We start from the raw sequence: 18,645 nt of genomic DNA on the forward strand, positions 1-18,645 counted from the left end.
TTACATCACCTCCATCAGGTACACGATCGAGAGCAGGAAGATCCAGACCGCGTCCAAGAAGTGCCAGTACAAGCTGAATACCGTAACTTTGCCCTTGGTATCGTCCGTAAGGCCGCGGCGAACGATCTGAATGATAATCGCGATCATCCAGAACAGGCCGACGGTAACGTGAACGCCGTGCGTGCCGACCAGCGTGAAGAATGCCGACCAGTATGCGCTTGTTTGCAGCGTCGCGCCTTCATGGATCAAGTGCAGGAACTCGTTGACTTCCAAGTACAGGAAGCCTGCGCCGAGCAGTCCGGTGATCACCAACCAGATAATCATCTGCTTGATCTTGTTTTGGTGCATCGCCAGAACGGCTACACCGCTTGTGAAGCTACTGGTCAAGAGCAGGAACGTCGAAATGATGATCCCGTTCATTTCCAACAGTTCCGCGCCGGTTACGTTGCCGTCTGTGCCGCCGCGAAGAACGATGAATGTCGCAAACAACGTTGCGAACATGATAACGTCGGTTACAAGGAAAATCCAGAAACCGAGCAGTTTCAGATCCTGAGGGTCGTGGTGACCCGCAGCGTGATGATCATGATGGTCCGAGCCATGCGCCGGAGACTGTGCCATTATACCGACCCCCTTAACGTCGCTTCAGTACGCTCAATTTCTTCAACCGGAATGTAGTATTCCGCTTTGTGAGCGCTGAACGAGCGAGCGAACATACAAATGAATACGCCGATCAGACCTGGAATTGCCATCCACAGCCAGTGGAAGACCAGACCGAAGCCGAGAACGAACCAGCAGGCGCCCATGATCGGACCAATTGCTGAGTTTTTCGGCATATGAATCGGTTCGATCGGTCCGTGCTGCCAAGGCTTCTCGCCTCTGGCACGGCGTTCTTTCTCTTCCCACCACTCGTCGCGGCTGTGAACTTGCGGAATAACCGCGAAGTTGTATTCCGGCGCCGGCGAAGGAATCGAGAATTCCAACGTGCGTCCATCCCAGATATCGCCTGTTGTATCTTTTTCATGACGGAAAATACTGTAACCGATCTGCGCTACCTGGAACAGGAAGGCAAGACCCATGATGTACGCGCCGATCGTCGAAGCCACGTTCAGACCCTGCCAATCCGGGTTGCTGAATACGCTGATCCGGCGCGTCATGCCGTCGAGGCCGACGAGGTATTGCGGCATGAAGCAGACATAGAAACCGATATTCCAGAGCCAGAATGCCCATTTGCCGAGATACTCGTTAAGCTTGAAGCCGAACATCTTCGGCCACCAGTAGTACAGACCCGCGAAGTAACCGAATACGACGCCTCCGATCAACACTTGGTGGAAGTGGGCAATCAGGAAGTAACTGTTGTGGAACTGGAAGTCCGCTGGTGCAACCGACAGCATAACCCCCGTCATCCCGCCGACAACGAATGCCGGTATGAACGCGATCGTCCACATCATCGGGGTCGGGAAGGTGATCCTGCCCTTGTACATGGTAAACAGCCAGTTGAATATCTTGACCCCGGTCGGAATCGCGATAATCATCGTCGTGACTGCGAAGAACGCATTAACGTTCGCGCCGGAGCCCATCGTGAAGAAGTGGTGAGCCCAAGTGAAGAACGAGATGATACTGATGATAACCATGGCGAATACCATGGAAGCGTAGCCGAACAGCCGTTTTCTCGCGAAGGTCGCAACCGTCTCGGAGAATACGCCGAAGGCTGGCAGAACGACGATATACACTTCCGGGTGACCCCACATCCAGATGAGGTTGATATACATCATCGGGTTGCCGCCGCCGTCAAGCGTGAAGAAATGGGCGCCGAAGAAGCGGTCCATAAAGAGCAGCAGCAGCGTGATCGTCAAGATCGGGAAGGCGAAAATGATCGTTGTCGAAGCAGCGAATACCGACCACGTAAACATCGGCATTTTCATCATCGTCATGCCCGGAGCACGCATTTTGAGGATTGTGACGATAAAGTTGATACCGGACGCAAGGGAACCGATACCCGATATCTGGATACCCCAAATGTAGAAGTTTTGTCCGACGCCCGGGTTAAATTGCGAACCGGAGAGCGGCGGGTAGGCAAGCCATCCGGCATCCGGAGAACCGCCGATGACGAACGACAGGTTGAACAGCATGGCGCCGGCGAAGAACAGCCAGAAGCTTAGCGAGTTCAGGAAAGGGAAAGCAACGTCTCGCGCGCCGATTTGAAGCGGCACGATGATGTTGAACAAACCGAACATGAGAGGCATAGCCATGAAGAAGATCATGACAACGCCGTGCGTCGTGAAGATTTGGTTATAGTGATCGGCTTCCAGGAAGTTCAAATCCGGGAAGGCTAACTGAGTCCGCATCATGACGGCATCGACGCCGCCGCGGAACAGCATCACGATCGCAGCAAGGATATACATGATCCCGATCTTTTTATGATCGACGGTCGTGAGCCAGCCTTTCCAGAGCCAACCCCATTTTTTGAAGTAGGTCAGTACGAATACGATCCCGAGTGTCGCCAGAACGATCGACACGTCCGCGCCGTAGATCAGCGGATCGCCCGTTACAAAAAACTCGGATGCGAACTCTTTGATATTATCGAGCATTAGGGAGCTCCTTTCGTTGCATTGATTGTTCAGGCTCTTTTACATCCGGTATGATCCGAATCTTAGTGGCCGTTGTGCGAAGAAGAATCTTCTTCCGAGTTCGCGGCGTCTGCCGATGTCGTACCTTCCGTCTCGTCAGCCGATGCGCTTCCGTGCTGGTGAAGCTCTGCACCGTCATGCATGTACTTGGTTACGATACGCTCGTAAATACCTTCGGGGAACGAAGAGTACAAGGTAGGCTCTTCTTTTTCCGTAGGCTTCGACATTTCTTCGTACGATTCGTCGGTGATCGTGTTCGGCGAGCTTTTCGCCTCTTGAATCCATTGCTCGTACTCGGCGTCGCTGGTCGCGTGAACGTCGAAGGTCATGTTTTCGAAATGTTCACCCGTGAAGTTAGCCGCTGTACCGAAGTACGTTCCCGGCTCGTCGGCTTGCAAATGCAGAGCCATGGACATGCCGGACATCGCATAAATCTGTCCGCCCAATTCCGGAATCCAGAACGAGTTCATCGGCGAATCGGCCGTCAACTCGAAGCGTACCGGACGGTCTTCCGGAATCGTGATCGTATTGACGGTCGCAATTCCTTCCTCCGGATACAGGAACAGCCATTTCCAGTTCAGCGATACGACCTGGATGGTTACCTCTTCCTTATCGGACTTGAGAGCTTTGGCCGGCTCCAGTTCGTGCGTATAACGCACGGTGATAACGGCCAGAACGATAATGATGACAATCGGAATTCCCCACCAGATCGTCTCTAGCAGGTTGCTGTGCGCCCATTCCGGCTTATAGTCGGCCTTCTTGTTGCTGGCCCGATAGCGCCATACAATGATGAACGTAATAATCAACACCGGCACGATAATAATCGAGCACAAAATAACGGTGATAATCATCAGGTCCAATTGCTTGGCTGCGATCGGTCCTTTCGGGTCGAGAACCATATAGTCCGCGCATCCCGAGAGCAACAGCATCGTCATTACGAGAACGACGGCCGAGAAAGCTGCGCGAACGAGCGATCTTCGTTTTTTGCCCATGTGGATCCCCTCTCTTTGTTGAACGCTCAATAAAATCCGATAAGCATTTCACACATTAAAACGCAACTTTGATTCTACACTTAAAGATACCAGAAATGAACAGCTTTTTCGAAAAGTTTTGACTTTGTTAACAAAGATGTCAAACTATTTGCTTCTTTTCGTGATATTGAGCCTTGAAAAGCCTTATTTCAGCATAGCCGCTTCCCTTCGATAAGTGACTAATCTTCTACTCCCCTCTCACTTTATTTCAAATTTTAATTTTCTCTTCCTTTATATACGCTCTAATCCCTTTTAACGTCTTCCGGTCCCTTGCTAAACATTTTTATGCGCGCTTCACTCCTTCATATGACTTTATTATCTTATCGGATACGACACCGGTTAACATCCTATTCAGTTGGCATTTTCTCTGACATTTTTGTGACATTTATCATAGATGAATTTCCGATTCCGCAAAAAAAACCTCGATCGGCTCTTTTGCGAGCTTTATCGAGGTTTTGACCGTATAGGTTTTTCGTTTTTAAGTTGGCTCGGAGGCTAAAGGATCGCATGTTCGTTAGAACGCTCATTTTCGGAATTTGCAACCCGTAACGGATCGTATGGACGCTTAGACAGGAAAAACGAACAAAATCGGCTCAGGAAGCTGCTTTTTTACCGCTAAGCTCCGTCTCGATCCGCTAAAAATCTCACAGCCCCAATTCGAGGTTCTAAGCGTCATGTCGATCCGTTGCAGGGCATCGTCTCCGGATTGCGCTTGCCGCTTACTCGCAAGACGTCCGCGTTTCGTTGCTACACTACTCCTTGCGGGTCTCCATCCAACCGTTTTTCACTACGTTTTGGTACCAGTAGAAGCTCTCTTTCGGCGTGCGCTTCAAGGAGCGGTAGTCCACGTGTACGAGGCCGAAGCGCATGCGGTAGCCTTCTGCCCACTCGAAGTTGTCCATCAGCGACCAGGCCATGTAGCCTTTGAGGTTGATGCCGTCTTGGATCACGCGGTGAACTTGAGCGATATGCTGCTGAAGATAGGAGATGCGACGCGAGTCGTTCACTTTGCCGTTCACGATGTCGTCGTTGATGCAAGCCCCGTTTTCGGTGATGTAGATATCGATGTTGCCGTATTTTTGCAGGTAATGGATCACTTCGTACAGACCTCTCGACTCCACCGGCCAGCCGATATCGGTCTTGACCAGGCCCATGTCGACCTCTTCCATTTGCAAATAGCCGCCGTCGGGATTGAAGCGGTTGACGCTCATCGCATAATAGTTGATTCCGATATGGTCGATCGGCTGCGCAATGGCTTCCATATCGCCTTCGTGGATCGGAGGCACATGGCCGGATTGCTCGAACCACGAGTAGAGCGATTGCGGGTAGCTTCCTTTGTAGATCGGATCAAGGAACCAGTCGGAAAAGACTTGGATGTTGCGGTCGGCTGCGCCTTGGTCCGCTTCGTTTTTGGAATACGGAACCGCCCATGCCACGTTCGGAGCGATGCCGATCTTGCCGTCTACGCCGACTTCGCGGAACTTGGATACCGATTTGCCGTGCGCAACGAGCAGATTGTGAGCAACGTCAAGTCCGGCTTGCAGATCCTGCTTGCCCGGGGCGTGCACGCCGATCACGTTCGACAGGAACGCGATGCACCAAGGCTCGTTGAACGTCAGCCAGTATCTGATTTTGCCGTTGAATTCACGATACATGACTTCGGAGAACTTGACGAAGGCATCGATGCTGCGACGGTTTTCCCAGCCGCCTACATCTTGAAGAGCCTGCGGCAGATCCCAATGATACAACGTGCAGAACGGCTCAATGCCGGCTTCCAGCAGCTTGTCGACGAAACGGTGGTAGTAGTCCAAGCCTTCTTGGTTGATCTCGCCGTCTCCGTCCGGAATGATGCGGGACCAGGAGATCGAGAAACGGTAGGTGTTGATGCCGAGTTCTTTCATCAGCTCAACGTCTTCTTCGTAGCGGTGGTAGCTGTCGCAAGCGACGTCGCCGTTATCTCCGTTAAAGACTCGACCCGGCGTATGGGAGAACGTATCCCAGATGGACGGACCGCGTCCGCCTTCCCGTGCGGCTCCTTCGATTTGATAGGCGGCCGTGGCCGTGCCCCATTTGAAGTCGTTCGGAAATTGAAAAATCGTCATGTTTGTTCCTCCATAGGCTTGTTAGGTTTTATTAAACCGTCGGCTGGGGACTCCGGGAAAGTTTCGCCAGCTTATGCTTACGATGTGCCTTTCTTCGAAAGGCTTTGGGTCGCGTGTTGAAATCGGGAAGCAGGATTGGACAACGATGAAGCTTCCCGATTTCAAAGGCGAACATTTCATTCCTCAGCTGAAACTTCCCAAAGCCTTAGGCCGGGTTAAATCAAAACTCCCACAACCCGTAAGTTGTTGGGCAGGGTAAAGCTGCGGCCTTTGTAGCTAAGGCCGCGCAATATAAAGTCGGAGCCATTGAATGCAGCGGCTCAATGGTAAAACAGGCATGAAAGGCAGAAAAGTTCGCCGCTCTAAAAGAGCCAGCATCAAACATCGCTAAGCTTTGCACAACACAAAAGTCTAAGCTTGGCTGGCGGCTATTTGAAAGTAACGGTGGTGCTTTCGCCGGCGACCAGATTCAGAACGCCTGTGAATTGAGCGGCTTCGTTTGTAGGTACAGGCGAAGATCCTTCAAAGGCGCGCTGCGCGCGCAGACGGATCGGGCCGGAGAAGTCGGCGGTGATTTCGGCGGATTGGATTTGGCCGTTTTGCCACTTCAGGGAGACGGTATAGCCGCCGCGGGCGCGAAGGCCGCGGACGGAGCCGTCGGGCCAGGCTGTCGGCAGTACCGGAAGCAGATGCAGCTCGTCCAGATGGCTCTGGAGCAGCAGCTCGGCAATGCCTGCCGTTCCGCCGAAGTTGCCGTCGATCTGGAACGGCGGATGATCGTCGAACAAGTTCGGGTGCGTCGAGCGTGCCAGCAGCGTATGCACGAAGTGATACGCGTTCTCGCCGTCGAACAGGCGGGCATACAAATTGATCAACCACGCACAACTCCAACCTGTATGCCCGCCGCCGTTGGCAATACGGGCTGCAAGAGAAGCTTTTGCCGCTTCCAGCAGTTCCGGCGTTTCTTCGCTGTTGATGGAGCGTCCCGGATATACGCCATACAGATGGGAGACGTGGCGGTGTCCCGGCTCGTGCTCCTTCAGTTCGGTGCCCCATTCAAGCAGGCGACCGTCCGAGCCGACCCGAAGCGGCTGCAAACGTTGCAGCGCAGAGCGGAACTCTGCCGCTTCGGCGCTGCTTAGACCCAAAAGACTTTCCGCTTCGATCACATGCTCCATGACATCCCGAACAAGAGTCAGATCCATCGCCGATCCGAACGCCGTGCTGCAAGGTTCTCCGTTTTCAGTGACGAAACGATTCTCCGGCGACGTCGACGGAGCCGTCGTCAGTCGGCCGTCCGGACCTTCGACGAGCCAATCCAACGCGAACAATGCCGCTTCGCGCAGAATCGGATAAGCTTCATTGCGCAAGAATGCTTGGTCTTTGGTAAACAAATAATGTTCCCATAGATGCGACGTCAACCATAAGCCGCCCATCGGCCAGAAAGCCCAGCTTGCATCGCCGCCGGACGGGGTCGACATCCGCCACAGATCCACATTATGGTGCGCGGCCCAGCCGCGGGTTCCGTAATGGATTTTGGCCGTGCGCCGACCCGCATGCGCCAATTCGCCGATCATTTTCAACATCGGCTCATGACATTCGCCCAGGTTCACGCTCTCGACCGGCCAGTAGTTCATCTGTACATTAATGTTCGACGTGTAGTTGCTGTTCCACGGCGGTTCGATCTGGTGATTCCAGATCCCTTGCAGGTTGGCAGGCTGAGTTCCCGGACGGGAGCTTCCCATCAGCAGATAACGGCCGTAATGGAAGTACAGAGCTTCCAGCGCCGGATCGACGGCTCCTTGCTTGTAGGCTTCAAGACGCTCGTCGGTCGGCAGCTCGGCACGTTCTTCCCCGCCGAGATTCAGCTCCACGCGTCCGAACAGTGCCGCATGATCGCGAACATGCCGCTCGCGCAAAGCTTGCTCGTCCCATGCCGAAGCCGCCTTCAACCAAGTTTCGCACAACCGGTCCGGACGACGAGAACCGCTTTCCGGCAGTTTGTCGTATGCTTCAAAGTTAGTCGCCGCCGCGAGCAGCAGCACCGCCCGGTCCGCGCGCCGAATCTCGACGCGTCCTTCTACGGCACGAACGTTCCCGCCTTCGGCGCGCGTCTTCAATTGAGCTTCAAAACGCATCCCCAGGCCGTCTTCGAACAGAATCGCTTCCGGGTGGTCGCGGAAGTAATTCGTCTCCACATGGCTCGGCGCCATGCCCTTGATCGCCAGGCGACCGTCCGTATACGCCGCTGTCTCATAAGGAAGCAGGCTCTCCAGCGACACGTCAACATCGATCGAACCTGCTTGATCTGCGCTTAACACCACAGCCAGCACCTGATCCGGCTCGCTGATCCATACTTCGCGGGTAAAACGAACTCCGTCAGCCGTAAAAGTCGTCGTCAGCACACCGTTGGTCAGATCCAGTTCGCGCTCATAGCCCGTCGCTTCTCCGCCGCCGATCCGGTCAACATACAAGTCGCCGAGAGGCTGATACGCTTCCGTATTCCAGCCCAGCATGCGCAGATTGATGATTTTCTCCGCTTCATCGTACTTCCCCGCAAAAATCAACTCTCGCACCTGCTTTAAATAACGCTGTGCATCATAGTTGACCTTATCCCGCGGAAATCCCGACCACAACGTATCCTCGTTCAGCTGCAACCGTTCCCGGCGATCCCCGCCGAATACCATCGCGCCCAATCGTCCATTCCCTGCCGGCAGCGCTTCTTCCCACCGCTGCGCAGGCTGCTTATACCATAATTTATACGTTTGATTCCTCTTCATTCCGACTAACCCCCGTTTTCAGAAAACGTTTTAGGTCGATCCCGGCCTTCTCCGCTGAAAATGCTTACACATCCGTTTTCAGTATAAGACAGCCGCCAAACAGCGTCAATCTTCTTCCTTTAAATTCTCCCTATATTTTTCGACATTTTTCTTTATGCTCTTTCACTTGCCTTTGCCTTTGCCTTTGCCTTTGCCTTTGCTTTTCCTTGCCTTTGAATATTTTTCCCCATCAAAAAAAGGCGGAGCTTAACCCGCCTTTTTTGTGGGAATATTCAATTCGCGCAAGCCCGGCCCAGCGAATTTCTCCCGCAGCGTCCAACCGGGCTTCCCAAGCGAATAGGATTTTCCCGGCAAAAACCGTGCCGGCTTTACTCCGCCGGAGTCCCCCATGTTTCCACGGTATCTTTGATCAGCTGCGTGTACAAAGCCTCCATCTCCGGAATGCCGGACCCGTTCAGATCGGTCAGCATTTGATCGTAAATAGCGTCGAATTGCTCCGGCGTCGCCACGATTGCGGCCGGAATCGCTTTGCGCACGATATCCTGCGATTTTTGGAACGGAACCGTGAAGTCCGGCGAACTAGGTGCCGGCAGGTTGTACGCCGCTCCCCAGGCTTTGACCGGGAAATCTTCTTTGCCCGGGAACAGGTCTTTCCAAGTGGTCGCGTCGTAAGCCGCGAGCGCTTTTTTCTCGGGTTCGCTGTAGCTGTTGGTGATTTGTTCCGGATAGTTCGTGGTGTAATAGTTGTCGGTCGAGTCTTTTACCCCGTCGCCGTAACGAACCGTGAATGGCGTGTACAGCCCGATGCCGGTTTGTTTTTGGAATGCGGAGTTGTCGTTGATCTTCTGATCCAGCACGTCTGCCGGAATGACCCGTTTGCCGTCTTCGACGTTGTAATGCTTGCCTTCGATGCCCCAGTTCACGAGCAGCTGCCCTTCGTCGGATGCCATCCAGTCCAGGAACTTGATCGCGCGGATCTGTTTTTCTTCGCTCATGGTCGTCGAGAAGGACAAGCCGTAGCCGGAAGCGTTGCCGATATCGACGAAGGAATGGTCTTGATATTCTTCCGTCAGCGTAACCGGGAAATGGCCGTACAGCTTATCGTACTTGCCTGCGGCTTTCAAAGAGTTCTCGGCTTCTTGGAAGTCCCAATCCTGGTCGATCAGGCCGAGTACGCGTCCGCTGGAGATTTTAGCCAAGTACTGGTCGTTTTTCTGCGTGAACGCTTCGGGATCGATCAAGCCTTCGTTATACATATGGTTCAGCCAACGGAAGTATTCTTTTTCAGCCGGACGTTTGTAATGCAGCTGCGCTTCGTACGTGTCCGGATCGATATAAAACTCGCCGTCGTCGGGAGCGCCAGTCGCCAAGAAAGCCGGGTTGGTGACGGTGATCATAATTTTCCAATCATCTGCGTTCAGCGTAAGCGGAATGGTCGGCTGACCGTCGATCGTCGGGTGCTTGGCGTAATATTCTTTTAAAACCTTTTCGAAGTCTTCGACGGTGCGAATCTCCGGGTAGCCCAATTCTTCAAGCACGGCAAGCTGCACTTCAAAGCCGCCTCCGGCTTCGAAAGCGGTATTATCGACAGCGGTGTTGGTCGGGATCGTGTATATGGAAGGATCGTCTTTGCTGTACTTGAGACGATTCATGTAAGGACCGTACAGCTTTTTGATATTCGGGGCATACTGCTCGATCAGATCGGTCAGGTCCACCAGCGCGCCGGCTTCCACCAGTTTGCTCGTTTCGCCTTTGGGATACAAGAGTTCGGGATATTCGCCGGAAGCGATCATCAGGGCAATTTTTTGTTGGTCGGTTCCGCTGACAGCGAATTCGCCTTCGATCGTGACGCCGGTTTTCTCCGTGATGACTTTGCCGGTCTCGTCCTGCATGCGCGCCCAGTTCGGACTGGCGTCGCCGCCGAAGAAGCTGAACGTGACAGGCGAGGTGTCGTCGCCGCCGGAGTCGCTTTTTGCCGGAGTCGTTTGCGCCGCCTGATCAGCAGAATTCGTCGTCGTTCCTCCGCCGCCCGAACATCCTGCCGCCGCAACCGATACTGCCGTCAACAACATTGCCGTTTTCCACTTTTTACTCGTTTCCATCTTATCCCACCCTTCTTTGAATGGCCTTGCCCCCATATATTTAAGCGCTTACATTTTTGTTCAAGCCGAAACGGCTCTTGTTTATTATAGCTTACTTATCGCATTTTTAAAACGCTTACATTTTAACAAAAATAAATTTTTTTTCGAAAAAGACCTTTATCCGAGAAGGATAAAGGTCCGGATTCCGAACACCATCAACATTCCGTTCGTTTACTTGCCGGTTCCCCATGTTTCTACCGTATCTTTGACCACTTGCGTGTACAAAGCTTCCATCTCCGGAATGCCGTTGCCTTCCAAATCGGTCAGCATTTGATCGTAGATCGCGTCGAATTGCTCCGGTGTTGCCACGATCGCGGCTGGAATAGCTTTACGTACGATATCCTGAGATTTTTGGAAAGGTACCGTGTAATCGGAACCGCCCGGTCCGGGCAGGTTGTACGCGGCGCCCCAAGCTTTAACCGGGAATTCGTCTTTGCCCGGGAACAGGTCTTTCCATGTCGTTGCATCGTAGGCCGCCAGCGCTTTCTTCATCGGTTCGCTGTAGTTCGCCGTGATTTGCTCCGGATAGTTCGTGGTGTAGTAGTTGTCCGTCTCATCCTTCACGCCGTCGCCGTAACGAACGGATACCGCGTTGTACAAACCGATTCCGGACTCTTTGGTGAAAGCGGCATTGTCGTTCGTCTTGCGATCCTGCACGTCGGCCGGAATCACGCGCTTGCCGTCTTCGATATTGTAATGCTCGCCTTCGATGCCCCAGTTGTTGAGGATTTGCGCTTCGTCGGAAGCCATCCAATCCAGGAACTCAATCGCGCGGATCTGCTCTTCCTCGCTCAGCGCCGTCGTGAGACTGACACCCCATCCGGAGCCGTTACCGATATCGACGAAAGAGTTGTCTTTGTATTCTTCGGTCAGCGTAACCGGGAAATGGCCGTACGTACGCTCATGCTTGCCGGCGCTTTTCAGGGAGTTCTCGGCTTCTTGATAGTCCCAGTTCTGATCGATCAGACCGAGCACGCGGCCGCTGGCGATCTTGGCCAAGTATTGATCGTTTTTTTGCGTAAAAGACTCTTTATCCAACAGGCCCGTATTGTACATATGGTTCAGCCAGCGGAAGTATTCTTTTTCCTCGGGACGCTTGTAGTGCAGCTTGGCTTCGTAGGTTTCCGGATCGATGTAGAACTCTCCGTCGTCAGGCGCTCCGGTTGCCAAAAAGGCCGGGTTGGTGACGGTAATCATAATCTTCCAATCGTCGGCATTCAGCGTGAGCGGAATAGTCGGCTGACCGTCGATCGTCGGGTTCTTTTCGTAATAGTCGCGCAGCACCTTCTCGTAATCTTCGACCGTACGAATTTCCGGGTAGCCCAGTTCTTCCAAAACGGCAAGCTGAACTTCGAACCCGCCGCCTGCATCGAACGGGGTATGATCGACGGTTGTGTTGGTCGGAATCGTATAGATGGACTGATCATCTTTGCTGTACTTCATCCGATTCATGTAAGGACCGTAAATTTTCTTGATGTTAGGCGCATGCTTGTCGATCAGATCGGTAAGGTCGACCAGTGCTCCGGCTTCGACCAATTTGCTTGTTTCGCCTTTTGGAAAAATGATTTGCGGATATTCGCCGGATGCGATCATGAGGGCGACTTTCTGCTGATCGGTGCCGCTTACCGCAAACTCCGCAGTCAAGGATACGCCCGTTTTCTCGGTAATCGCTTTGCCGACTTTGTCTTGCATCGTATTCCAGTTCGGGCTCGCATCACCGCCGAAGAAAGTGAACGTTACCGGCTCCGTGCTCGGTGCAGCCTCGGTCGTGCTTCCGGGTTCCGTATTCGCCGGTGCATTTGCATTGCTTGCCGTCTCGCCTCCGCCGCCGCATCCTGCCGCCACAACCAGCGTGCTCGTCATCAACAGAGCCGCCATTTTCTTCGTTTTCGCCTTCATGAATCTTCATCCCCCTCTAAGAACTCTTTTTTTAAACCGCTTACATTCTTTCTCTAAAAAAATTTCTTCATTTAATAAAGTATGCGCTTACAGTTAAAAATATAAGATGCGTACCTACTGTTGTCAACGGATTCGACGCAGATTTACGCCTGAAGAAAAAGAACTCTTCGCAGGATTCTTTTCCTTATGAATTCAGCATCCGGTTTCGATAGATACGCAAAAAAAGAGCCTTCATCCCTAAGGGAGAAGGCTGCTTTTTTTTAACGATATGACACAAATCAAGCGATATTATTCAGCGTTCCAAGCTTCTACCGTATCTTTGATCAGTTGCGTATACGTAGCTTCCATCTCCGGAATGCCGCTGCCTTCGAGATCCGTCAGCATTTGATCGTAGATGCCGTCGAACTGTTCAGGCGTTGCCACGATTGCCGCCGGGATCGCTTTACGCACGATATCTTGCGACTTTTGGAAAGCAACCGTGTAGTCCGAACCGCTTGGAGCCGGCAGGTTGTACGCTGCGCCCCATGCTTTTACAGGGAAATCTTCTTTGCCCGGGAACAGGTCTTTCCAAGTTGTAGCATCATAAGCAGCCAGCGCTTTTTTCATCTCATCGCTGTAGTTTGCCGTGATTTGCTCAGGGTAGTTCGTTGTGTAGTAGTTGTCGGTCGAGTCTTTTACGCCGTCGCCGTAACGCACGGACAGCGGAGCGTACAGGCCGATGCCGGATTCTTTCGTGAAGGCTGCATTGTCGTTTGTTTTGCGGTCCTGCACGTCAGCCGGAATCGTGCGTTTGCCGTCCTCCAGCGTGTAGTGCTCGCCTTCAATACCCCAGTTGTTGAGGATTTGCGCTTCGTCGGAAGCCATCCAGTCGATGAACTGAATCGCGCGGATTTGCTCTTCTTCGCTCAGCGCCGTTGTCAGACCTACGCCATAACCGGAGCCGTTACCGATGTCGACGAAAGAATGATCTTCGTACTCTTCAGTCAACGTAACCGGGAAGTGACCGTAAGTGCGCTCGTGCTTGCCTGCGCCTTTGAGGGAGTTCTCGGCTTCTTGATAGTTCCAGTTTTGGTCGATCAGTCCGAGTACGCGGCCGCTTGCGATCTTGGCCAGGTATTGGTCGTTCTTTTGCGTAAAGGATTCTTTGTCCAGCAGGCCCGTGTTGTACATATGGTTCAGCCAACGGAAGTATTCTTTTTCTTCTGGGCGTTTGTAGTGCAGTTTCGCTTCATAGGTTTCCGGATTGATGTAGTATTCGCCGTCATCCGGTCCGCCTGTCGCATATACGGCCGGGTTTGTTACGGTGATCATGATCTTCCAGTCGTCCGCGTTCAATGTCAACGGAATCGTAGGTTGTCCGTCGATCGTCGGGTTTTTCGCATAGTAATCTTTCAGCGCTTTTTCGAAGTCTTCAACGGTCCGGATTTCAGGATAGCCGAGTTCTTCCAACACCGCGAGTTGCACTTCGAAACCGCCGCCCGCGTCGAACGATGTTTGGTCGACCATCGCGTTTGTAGGAATCGTGTAGATCGAAGGATCTTCTTTGCTGAATTTCAGGCGGTTCATGTACGGACCGTAGATCTTCTTGATGTTCGGCGCATACTTGTCGATCAGATCGGTCAAGTCTACCATAGCACCTGCATCAACCAGCTTGCTGGTCTCGCCTTTAGGGAAAATGATTTGCGGGTACTCGCCGGAAGCGATCATCAGTGCGATTTTTTGCTGGTCGGTGCCGCTGACCGCGAATTCGGCTTTCAACGATACGCCGGTTTTTTCCGTGATGACTTTGCCTACCGCGTCCTGCATGCCGGTCCAGTTCGGGCTGGCATCGCCGCCGAAGAACGAAAATTCTACCGGTTCCGTGCTAGGCGTTGCGTCAGTTGCTGCCGTTTCCGTTTTGGTACCTGAATCCGTGCTTGCAGGCGTCTGGGTCGCGGTTTCGCCACCGCCGCCGCATCCTGCCGTCACTACAGCCAAAGCACTCAACAAAGCTACCGCTTTCAACCCTTTTTTCTGTACCATCACTTGCACCCCTTTGAGTTTGAAATTGTGCAATCATTTATTTTTGATGAAGCTATTGATGCCTGATGATTACTGCGCGGTGTCGCTTCCCCACAATTCGACGGTATCTTTGATCATTTGCGTGTATAAGGCTTCCATTTCGGGAATTCCGCTTCCGTCGAGATCCGTGATCATCTGATCGTAAATGCCGTCGAATTGTTCAGGCGTTGCTACGATCGCGGCCGGGATTGCTTTGCGCACGATATCTTGCGACTTTTGGAACGGCACTGTGAAATCCGGAGTGCTCGGAGACGGCAGGTTGTACGCTGCGCCCCATTTTTTAACCGGGAATTCGTCTTTGGCCGGGAACAGGTCTTTCCAAGTCGTAGCGTCATAAGCAGCCAGCGCTTTTTTCATCGGCTCGCTGTAATTTGCCGTGATTTGCTCAGGGTAGTTCGTTGTGTAGTAGTTGTCGGTCGAGTCTTTTACGCCGTCGCCGTAACGCACGGACAGCGGAGCGTACAGGCCGATGCCGGATTCTTTCGTGAAGGCTGCATTGTCGTTCGTTTTGCGGTCTTGCACGTCAGCCGGGATCGTGCGTTTGCCGTCCTCCAGCGTGTAGTGTTCGCCTTCAATACCCCAGTTGTTGAGGATTTGCGCTTCGTCGGAAGCCATCCAATCCAAGAATTGAATCGCGCGGACCTGCTCTTCTTCGCTGAGAGCCGTCGTCAAACCGACGCCGTAACCGGAACCGTTGCCGATATCGGTAAACGAAGGGTCTTTATACTCTTCCGTGAGCGTAACAGGGAAATGGCCGTAAGTCCGCTCGTACTTGCCTGCGCTTTTCAGGGAGTTTTCGGCTTCGCCGTATCCCCAGCTTTGATCGATCAGACCGAGTACGCGTCCGCTTGCGATTTTGGCTTTGTATTGGTCGTCTTTTTGCGTGAAGGATTCTTTATCCAACAGGCCTGTGTTGTACATATGGTTCAGCCAGCGGAAGTATTCCTTTTCCTCGGGACGCTTGTAGTGCAGCTTGGCTTCGTAGGTCTCGGGATCGATATAGAATTCGCCGTCGTCGCCCCCGCCAGTCGTGAACACGGCCGGATTGGTAACGGTAATCATGATTTTCCAGTCGTCGGCGTTCAGCGTCAGAGGAATGGTAGGCTGGCCGTCGATCGTCGGGTGTTTCGCATAATATTCTTTCAGCACGTTTTCGAAATCTTCGACCGTACGAATTTCCGGGTAGCCGAGTTCTTCCAACACCGCGAGCTGCACTTCGAAACCGCCGCCTGCATCGAATGCCGTGTTGTCGACCATCGTATTCGTCGGAATCGTGTAGATCGAAGGATCTTCTTTGCTGAATTTCAAACGGTTCATGTATGGACCGTAGATTTTCTTGATGTTCGGCGCATGCTTGTCGATCAGGTCGGTCAAGTCCACCATGGCACCCGCACTGACCAACTTGCTGGTTTCGCCTTTAGGGAAGATAATTTGAGGATATTCGCCGGAAGCGATCATGAGCGCGACTTTTTGTTGGTCGGTACCGCTAACCGCGAATTCGGCCTTCAACGAAACGCCTGTTTTTTCGGTAATCTTTTTGCCCACGGCATCCTGCATGCCGGTCCAGTTCGGACTGGCGTCGCCGCCGAAGAACGAGAATTCTACCGGTTCCGTGCTTGGTGCTGCATCAGCCGCCGTTGTACCTTTATCGTTGCTTGCAGGCGTAGTCGTTGCCGTCTCAGTGCCGCCACCGCACCCTGCTGCTACAACAAGCGTACTTGTCATGAGCAGAGCCGCTATTTTTTTTGTATTCCCTTTCATAAATCTACATCCCCCTTTAGGACGGATTTTATATATGTGTATAACAGGCAATGCCTATTTATACCGATGTAAGTCGACATTCAGATGCTTCCGTTGACATTCTGAGTGCCTCAGTTCTTGTGTTACTTGTCATATAAAGCGTTTACATTATTAATAAATAATTTAGCTTCGCTCGGCTGCTTTTTTAACCCGTTTTTATTAGTTAGGGAAATGAAATAAAAAGCGTTTTCGAACAAAGCTTGAATAATTGCTTCATTTAATAATGTAAGTGCTTACAGTAAGAATATAATACTCCGAAAACGTTTTGTCAACACAAATGTTTATTCTTGTACGAAAAAGAAAAAGAACCCTTAAAAGGGTCCTTTTTCTTTAAATTCTATGTTGTTTCAGGCCGTTAATTACTTGCCTGTTCCCCACAGTTCAACCGTATCTTTGATTTGCTGCGTGAAGATCTTTTCCATTTCCACGATGTCCGCGGAATTCAGTTCTTCGATCATGCCGTCGTAGATGCCGTCGAACTGTGCGGCCGGAGCCAGAATAGCTTCCGGAATGCGTTTACGCACGATGTCCTGCGATTTTTGGAAAGCTACCGTATAAGCAGAGTCGGTAGGTGCAGGCAGGTTGTACGCTGCGCCCCAAGCGCTTGTTCCCAGTTCGTCAGCCGCCGGGAACAGGTCTTTCCAAGTCGTCGCGCCGTATTCTTTCAGAGCGTCTTTTTCCGGTTGCGTATACGCGTTCTGGATCTGCTCAGGGAAGTTTGTCGTGTAGTAGTTGCCCGTCGCGTCTTGTACGCCGTCGCCGTAGTGAGGAGACATGGTGGTGTACATGCCGATCCCTGTTTCTTTCGTGAACGCGACGTTGTCATTCGTTTTGCGGTCTTGAATTTCTTGCGGAATAACGCGCTTGCCGTCTTCCACGTTGTAATGTTCGCCTTCGATGCCCCATTGTACCAGCACTTGACCTTCGTCGGATGCCAGCCAGTCGAGGAATTTGATTGCGCGAATTTGCTCGGCTTCGCTCAGATTGGTCGTGAGACCGATTCCGTAGCCGCCCGGGAAACCGACATCCATGAAGGAGTGGTCTTTGTATTCTTCGCTAAGGGTAACCGGGAAGTGACCGAAGATACGGTTTTGCGTGACCGGATCGCTCGAACCTTTGAGCGCGTTCTCCGCTTCGGAGTAATCCCACTCTTGGTTGATCGTTCCCAGAACGCGTCCGCTGGAAATCTTCGCCAGATATTGGTCGCTTTTTTGCGTGAAGGTTTCTTTATCAAGCAGACCTTCGTTGTACATTTTGTTCAACCAACGGAAGTATTCTTTCTCTTCCGGACGTTTGTAGTGCAGTTGGGATTCGTACGTTTCCGGGTTGATGTAGAATTCGCCGTTATCCGGCAGGCCCGTTGCTTGGAATGCAGGGTTCGTTACGCCGATCATGATTTTCCAGTCGTCAGCGTTCAGCGTCAATGGAATAGTCGGCTGTCCGTTGATGGTCGGGTTCTTGGCATAATATTCTTTGATGGCTTTCTCGTAATCGTCAAGCGTGCGAATTTCCGGATAGCCGAGTTCTTTCAGTACTTCCAGCTGCAATTCGAAACCGCCGCCTGCATCAAACGAAGTTTGGCCTACGCCTGTGTAAGTCGGAATGATATAGATGGACTGATCTTCTTTGCTGTATTTCAGACGGTTCATGTCGTCAGCGTACATTTTCTTGATGTTCGGAGCATAGTTTTCAATGAGGTCCGTCAAATCGACCAGCGCGCCCGCTTCGACGAGTTTGCTTGTGTCGCCTTTCGGCATGATCAGGTCCGGGTACTCGCCCGAAGCGACCATCAGGGATACTTTTTGCGTGTCGCCGCCGATTGCGTATTCGGCTGCCAGCGTCACTCCTGTTTTTTCGGTAATAGCTGCGCCTACTTTGTCTTTCATGCCTACCCAGTTGCTGTTCGAATCCGCGCTGAACATGCTGAATTCGATCGGACCCGATTCAACGTCCGCTGCTGCGGAGCTGCTATCGCCGGAACCGCCGCCACATGCTGTCAGACCTACGATGGATGCCAGTGCAACCGGTGCTACCCATTTTGCTTTTTTGCTTACCACTTTAAAAAAACCTCCCTTTTCAATCACCCTGAAATATTCTTTTTTCTCTATATGGATCACTTCATCGAAATTCTCAAGAATAGGCTTATAGCGAATTTCGCAAAGCGCCCTTTGTATATCGGGAGGCCGAAGCCTCCCGTAAATACC

General features: G+C 52.3%; 10 protein-coding genes. All 10 read right to left on the minus strand.

Translation table 11 applies throughout. The features are described from left to right. The 10 genes from SACSAC_RS25960 to SACSAC_RS26005 all read right to left on the minus strand — a co-directional run bounded on the left by SACSAC_RS25960 (position 1) and on the right by SACSAC_RS26005 (position 18,498). Positions 1-618, minus strand: a complete 618-nt coding sequence (locus tag SACSAC_RS25960) for a cytochrome (ubi)quinol oxidase subunit III (RefSeq protein ID WP_037291430.1) — start codon at positions 616-618, stop codon at positions 1-3. After that, a complete protein-coding gene (locus SACSAC_RS25965; RefSeq protein ID WP_037291434.1) occupies positions 618-2,588 on the minus strand; it encodes a cbb3-type cytochrome c oxidase subunit I in 1,971 nt (656 codons plus the stop codon). Before SACSAC_RS25965 ends, SACSAC_RS25960 begins: the two co-directional genes overlap by 1 nt. A 62-nt stretch (positions 2,589-2,650) precedes the next feature. Further along, positions 2,651-3,619: a ubiquinol oxidase subunit II gene (cyoA, locus tag SACSAC_RS25970; protein WP_037291436.1), complete on the minus strand. Its 969-nt coding sequence runs from the start codon at positions 3,617-3,619 to the stop codon at positions 2,651-2,653. Positions 3,620-4,410: 791 nt separating this feature from the next. Continuing rightward, positions 4,411-5,760: a GH1 family beta-glucosidase gene (locus tag SACSAC_RS25975; RefSeq protein ID WP_037291438.1), complete on the minus strand. Its 1,350-nt coding sequence runs from the start codon at positions 5,758-5,760 to the stop codon at positions 4,411-4,413. 428 nt (positions 5,761-6,188) lie between these two features. Then, a complete protein-coding gene (locus SACSAC_RS25980; protein ID WP_037291441.1) occupies positions 6,189-8,540 on the minus strand; it encodes a glycoside hydrolase family 95 protein in 2,352 nt (783 codons plus the stop codon). A gap of 368 nt (positions 8,541-8,908) precedes the next feature. Beyond that, the gene (locus SACSAC_RS25985) at positions 8,909-10,642 is read right to left on the minus strand and encodes an ABC transporter substrate-binding protein (RefSeq protein WP_037291444.1); all 1,734 of its coding nucleotides are present in this window, start codon (positions 10,640-10,642) and stop codon (positions 8,909-8,911) included. A gap of 210 nt (positions 10,643-10,852) precedes the next feature. Next, the gene (locus SACSAC_RS25990; RefSeq protein WP_037291445.1) at positions 10,853-12,580 is read right to left on the minus strand and encodes an ABC transporter substrate-binding protein; all 1,728 of its coding nucleotides are present in this window, start codon (positions 12,578-12,580) and stop codon (positions 10,853-10,855) included. 288 nt (positions 12,581-12,868) lie between these two features. After that, complete coding sequence (locus tag SACSAC_RS25995) at positions 12,869-14,602, minus strand: ABC transporter substrate-binding protein (protein WP_037291446.1); 1,734 nt, start codon at positions 14,600-14,602, stop codon at positions 12,869-12,871. A gap of 69 nt (positions 14,603-14,671) precedes the next feature. After that, positions 14,672-16,402 (minus strand): ABC transporter substrate-binding protein, encoded by a 1,731-nt coding sequence (locus tag SACSAC_RS26000; protein ID WP_037291447.1) that lies wholly within the window; start codon positions 16,400-16,402, stop codon positions 14,672-14,674. A 398-nt stretch (positions 16,403-16,800) separates the two neighbouring features. Beyond that, positions 16,801-18,498 (minus strand): ABC transporter substrate-binding protein, encoded by a 1,698-nt coding sequence (locus SACSAC_RS26005; RefSeq protein ID WP_037293810.1) that lies wholly within the window; start codon positions 18,496-18,498, stop codon positions 16,801-16,803. Between the last annotated feature and the right edge of the window lie 147 nt (positions 18,499-18,645).

Origin of the sequence: Saccharibacillus sacchari DSM 19268, from assembly GCF_000585395.1 — a bacterium.
In the GTDB taxonomy this organism is placed as follows: domain Bacteria; phylum Bacillota; class Bacilli; order Paenibacillales; family Paenibacillaceae; genus Saccharibacillus; species Saccharibacillus sacchari.

What these genes read in the sequence shown, in the direction of transcription:
- SACSAC_RS25960 (WP_037291430.1), bottom strand. Translation starts at nt 618, where the DNA reads ATGGCACAGTCTCCGGCGCATGGCTCGGACCATCATGATCATCACGCT.
- SACSAC_RS25965 (WP_037291434.1), bottom strand. Translation starts at nt 2,588, where the DNA reads ATGCTCGATAATATCAAAGAGTTCGCATCCGAGTTTTTTGTAACGGGC.
- cyoA (WP_037291436.1), bottom strand. Translation starts at nt 3,619, where the DNA reads ATGGGCAAAAAACGAAGATCGCTCGTTCGCGCAGCTTTCTCGGCCGTC.
- SACSAC_RS25975 (WP_037291438.1), bottom strand. Translation starts at nt 5,760, where the DNA reads ATGACGATTTTTCAATTTCCGAACGACTTCAAATGGGGCACGGCCACG.
- SACSAC_RS25980 (WP_037291441.1), bottom strand. Translation starts at nt 8,540, where the DNA reads ATGAAGAGGAATCAAACGTATAAATTATGGTATAAGCAGCCTGCGCAG.
- SACSAC_RS25985 (WP_037291444.1), bottom strand. Translation starts at nt 10,642, where the DNA reads ATGGAAACGAGTAAAAAGTGGAAAACGGCAATGTTGTTGACGGCAGTA.
- SACSAC_RS25990 (WP_037291445.1), bottom strand. Translation starts at nt 12,580, where the DNA reads ATGAAGGCGAAAACGAAGAAAATGGCGGCTCTGTTGATGACGAGCACG.
- SACSAC_RS25995 (WP_037291446.1), bottom strand. Translation starts at nt 14,602, where the DNA reads ATGGTACAGAAAAAAGGGTTGAAAGCGGTAGCTTTGTTGAGTGCTTTG.
- SACSAC_RS26000 (WP_037291447.1), bottom strand. Translation starts at nt 16,402, where the DNA reads ATGAAAGGGAATACAAAAAAAATAGCGGCTCTGCTCATGACAAGTACG.